At 36.4% G+C, this 4,896-nt stretch carries 5 protein-coding genes; all 5 read left to right on the forward strand.

Annotated elements, in window-relative coordinates:
* Positions 1-1,025, forward strand: a 1,025-nt coding sequence (locus AC1DQW_RS27105; RefSeq protein ID WP_477456914.1) for an FAD-binding oxidoreductase, incomplete at its 5' end; no start/stop codon positions are given.
* Between the two features lie 15 nt (positions 1,026-1,040).
* Positions 1,041-1,814 (forward strand): glucose-1-phosphate cytidylyltransferase, encoded by a 774-nt coding sequence (gene rfbF / locus AC1DQW_RS27110; protein ID WP_477456915.1) that lies wholly within the window; start codon positions 1,041-1,043, stop codon positions 1,812-1,814.
* A 2-nt stretch (positions 1,815-1,816) separates the two neighbouring features.
* Positions 1,817-2,893, forward strand: coding sequence for a CDP-glucose 4,6-dehydratase (gene rfbG / locus AC1DQW_RS27115; RefSeq protein WP_477456916.1), 1,077 nt, complete (start codon positions 1,817-1,819; stop codon positions 2,891-2,893).
* On the forward strand, positions 2,886-3,806 hold the full coding sequence (locus AC1DQW_RS27120) for an NAD-dependent epimerase/dehydratase family protein (RefSeq protein ID WP_477456917.1): 921 nt from the start codon (positions 2,886-2,888) through the stop codon (positions 3,804-3,806). Before rfbG ends, AC1DQW_RS27120 begins: the two co-directional genes overlap by 8 nt.
* A 1-nt stretch (position 3,807) precedes the next feature.
* On the forward strand, positions 3,808-4,896 hold a 1,089-nt coding region (locus tag AC1DQW_RS27125; protein WP_477456918.1), incomplete at its 3' end, for a thiamine pyrophosphate-binding protein.

A 4,896-nucleotide genomic window follows, 5' to 3' on the forward strand; every position in this document is an offset into this window, starting at 1 on the left:
AGGTAATTGCAATAAATAAAGAAACTGCAGATGCGGTAACTCTACATTTTAAACAGCCCGGATTAAAAAAGGTTAAATATTCTGCAGGGCAGTATCTTACCTTGATATTTCGTATAAATGGGCGAAGATATATCAGGCCCTATTCTTTTTCATCGGCCCCTGAAGTTGACCAGGCATTAGAGATTACTATTAAAAGAGTACCTGGAGGAATTGTTTCCAACCACATTATTGATCAGTTAAAGGAGAATGATATAGTTGAGGTAATGGAACCGATGGGAGATTTTACGCTTAACTACAATAATATTACATCCAATACCAGTATTGTATTATGGGGTGCAGGGAGTGGAATAACTCCATTAATGTCTATAGCTAAATATGCATTGAGTAAAAATCTGGTTCAGCATATTACCTTGGTTTATGGTAATAGAAATGCTGAAAGCGTAATTTTTAGCGATAAAATAGCCGCTTTAAAAAAGCAGTACCATGATAAATTTTTCGACTGGCATTTTCATACTCGTTTAAGTGTTTCATCGAGTAATCCTTACCTGATTCAGGGGCGTATTAATCCTGATAAAGTATTATCAGTTATGCAACGTGAAAATAATTTGCACAATACGGTACATTACATCTGTGGGCCTGTAGGCCTAAAAGAATCAGTTAAGGCTGTTTTGAACAAATTAGGAGTAAATAATGAACAAATATTTTCTGAAGATTTTGAAGTTGTCAGAAATCCTGCAGACTTTGAAAATATTATTACCAGACAGGTAATTGTTGAAAAAGGCGACATTTCAGAAATTGTTGAGGTTGTAAAAGGAAAAAGTATATTGGAAGCCAGCCTGGATAGGATGATGGAGTTAAATTACTCCTGTCAAACCGGGAATTGTTTGGTTTGCCGAGCACGTATTGTAACGGGACAGGTAAAAACCATTGGTGTTAAAAAGTTACCAGACGGTTTAAACGCCGATGAATGTTTGCTGTGTTGTAGTTTTCCGTTAAGTGATGATGTGGCAATTGAAATAGCATAATATTAAATTAATAGAATGAAAGTTGTATTACTTGCGGGAGGTTTAGGTACCCGTCTTTCTGAAGAAACAGTACTAAAGCCGAAACCAATGGTTGAAATTGGAGGCATGCCCATATTATGGCATATAATGAAAATTTATTCATCACATGGCTATAATGACTTTGTGATTTGCCTGGGTTACAAAGGTTATGTTATAAAGGAGTTTTTTTCTAATTACTTTTTACATAAATCAGATGTTACGATTGATCTGAAAAATAATTCAGTAGAAGTACATGACTCACAAGCAGAACCGTGGAAAATAACATTAGTAGATACGGGCAATGATTCCATGACCGGTGGTCGTATAAAACGAATACAGCCACACATAGGTAACGAAACCTTTATGCTAACCTATGGTGATGGGGTAAGCAATATAGATATCAATGCACTTGTTAAATATCATCATGACCATGGCAAAATATGTACAGTAACATCAGTGCAACCGTCAGGACGCTTTGGTGCCCTTGATATTACAGAAGATATGGCTGTAAAGTCGTTTTTAGAAAAACCTAAGGGTGATGGTTCCTGGATAAACGGAGGTTATTTTGTTTGTCAGCCTGATGTGTTTGATTATATTAATGATGGCGATAATACTGTTTGGGAACAAAAACCTATGGAGCAAATAGCCAGTAATGGCCAAATGAGAGCATATAAACATGATGGCTTTTGGCGACCAATGGATACCTTAAAAGACAAGCACGATTTAAATGATATGTGGATTAACGGCAGTGCGCCCTGGAAAATCTGGTAACAATGTTTGGTGATTTAGAAAAAATATACAAAAACAAAAGAGTGTTTTTAACCGGCCATACCGGTTTTAAAGGTGCATGGCTATTGAAAATTTTAAATATACTTGGTGCCGAAGTAAGAGGTTATGCCCTTGCTCCGGAAAATGAGTGTAATTTATATAAAACCATAAATGGAAATACACTTTGCAGTTCTGTAATAGCCGATTTAAGGGATAAGCAGGCGCTGAAAAATGCGGTTGTGAATTTTCAACCTGATTTTGTTTTTCATTTAGCAGCACAGCCGTTGGTGCGGCTGTCTTATCAGATACCATCAGAAACTTTTGAGGTTAATGCCATTGGTACAGCTAATCTGTTGGATGCGGTTATGCTGCTTGATAAGCCATGTTACTGTGTTTTAATTACAACAGATAAGGTATATCATAATAATGAATGGGAGTACCCGTATCGTGAAAATGATCGCTTAGGTGGGTATGATCCTTATAGCGCCAGTAAAGCTTGTGCTGAATTGGTTATTGATTCATACCGAAATTCGTTTTTTAACACCAAATCATTTAATATACATCAAAAAGCAATAGCGGTAGGCCGGGCAGGAAATGTTATTGGTGGTGGAGATTGGTCTAAAGATCGTTTAATACCTGATATCGTTAAAGCTTTATCAAGTAATACAAAAATTGAAATCAGAAACCCTGATGCTGTACGGCCATGGCAACACGTTTTGGAGCCTTTAAGTGGTTATTTGCTATTAGGGGCAAAATTAATGCAGGAACCACAAACATTTTCAAATGCGTATAATTTTGGTCCTGATGTTAATGATGCCTTACCCGTAATTAAAATGGTAGATATGGCAATCGAATCATGGGGAAGCGGAGAATACTTTATAAACAAAAATGTTAACCAGCCACACGAAGCCGGTTTGTTAAAACTTGATGTGAATAAAGCCAGGGTGGATTTAAAATGGGCACCCAAACTAAATGCTGGTGAGGCTGTGCATTCAACTATTAAGTGGTATAAAGAGTTTTACAACAAAGGTTACATGCCTGAGTATATGGAAAAACAGATACACAATTTTTTTAATGGCTAAGGTATTTATTACAGGTATCACCGGGTTCCTTGGATCAAATATAGCTGGTGTGTTAGTAAAACAGGGACATGATGTTGTGGCTATATACCGACCCAATTCTTCAAGAAAATTATGTGAAAATTTTGCTAATAAAGTACAATGGATACTGCAGGAAGAAAATGATGAATGGGTTAATCAGGTAATTGAATCAAGTCCAGATGTAATAATCCATTCTGCATGGTTGGGTGTTGGACATATGGAAAGAGATAACTGGGAAATACAGGCTTTAAATATAGATTTCTTAAGGGAGCTGTTATTTATTKCAGAAAAATCTCAGACTAAAAAATTTATCAGTTTAGGATCGCAGGCTGAATACGGTGTTTATGACGGGTGTATTGATGAAAACTTTCCGTTAAAACCTACGGAGGCATATGGTTGCGTTAAAGTTATTTGCACAGAGATAGTTAAACAATATTGTAATTATCATAAAATAAATTGGTATTGGTTAAGGCTGTTCTCTTTTTTTGGGAAGGGCGAATCAGAAAACTGGCTGATACCTTCAATGGTTAAGATGATGCTCCATAGTCACCAAATGGACTTTACAGGAGGCGAACAAAAATATTCATATTTGTATGTGAATGATTTAGGAGTCGCGATTAATAAAATAATAACAAAAGAAGGTCAGAGTGGCATATATAACCTGTCTGGAAAAAAATTAATCAGGCTTAAGCACCTTATTGAACAAATCAGAGATAAAGTAAATCCATCTTTTATGTTGAACTTTGGCAAGTTACCGTACCGGCCAAATCAATCTATGCACATACAAGGTGATTGTACAAAATTTGAAAATGAATTTGGAATCTTTGATGTATCGGATTTTGAACAATCAATATCAGATACAATAGAGTATTTAAAAACAAAATTTAAAAACTAATATGAAAGCATCTGATTATATAGCTTCTTTTTTAGAAAGAAAAGGTGTAAAACATATATTTGAGTTATCAGGGGGGATGATTACCCACCTTTTAGATTCATTAAATCAAACAACTGATATTAATATTATTACCATGCATCATGAGCAGGCAGCTGCCTTTGCTGCTGATGCTTATGGGCGTGTTTCCGGTATTCCCGGAGTTGCTTTAGCTACCAGTGGCCCGGGTGCAACTAACTTGTTAACGGGTATTGGTAGTTGTTATTTTGATTCGACTCCGGCTGTTTTCATTACCGGGCAGGTTAACAGACATGAACAAAAAGGTGACAGGGATATCAGGCAACTGGGTTTTCAGGAAACTGATATTATTGCTATGGTAAAGCCCATCACAAAAGCCTGTTTTAAAGTTGAAAGTGAACATGATTTGCCTTCAATAATGGAAAGTGCTTTTTCTATTGCCACCGAAGGCAGGCCGGGGCCGGTTTTGATAGATATACCCATGGATATTCAGCGTTCACAGATTGAACCACTTTGGGATAATGATAGTATTCAAAATAGTGATGGTCCAACAGAGGCTCAGTTAACTGATCTTTATAAAGATATACAGAACGCTAAAAAACCATTATTACTGATTGGCAGAGGAGTGAGGGCGGCGTTTGCTACCAATGAAATGAAGGCCTTTCTGCAAAAAACGGAATTACCTGTAATAACTACTTTATTGGCTGTTGATGCGGTTGAATATGATTATCCGGCAAGAGTTGGCTTTATTGGTAGTTACGGTAACCGCTGGGCAAATATTGCTTTTGGTGAATGTGATTTGTTAATTGTTGTAGGTAGCCGGCTTGATATCAGACAAACGGGTTCTGATACTAAGTTTATTGAAAATAGGAAAATATATCATATTGATTGTGAAGCAGCAGAAATTAATAACAGGGTAAAAGGGTGTGTGCCTATCGTAACTGACGCAAAGAGATTTTTTGATGTATTTAATGAAGCTTCAGGAAATGAAGTATTTACCAAACAGACTAACTGGTTCCAATATATATCAGATTTAAAAGCAAAGTGGCCCGATGTAAAAGAGCTTGAACCAATT

The organism is Mucilaginibacter sp. P5_A4, assembly GCF_056400605.1.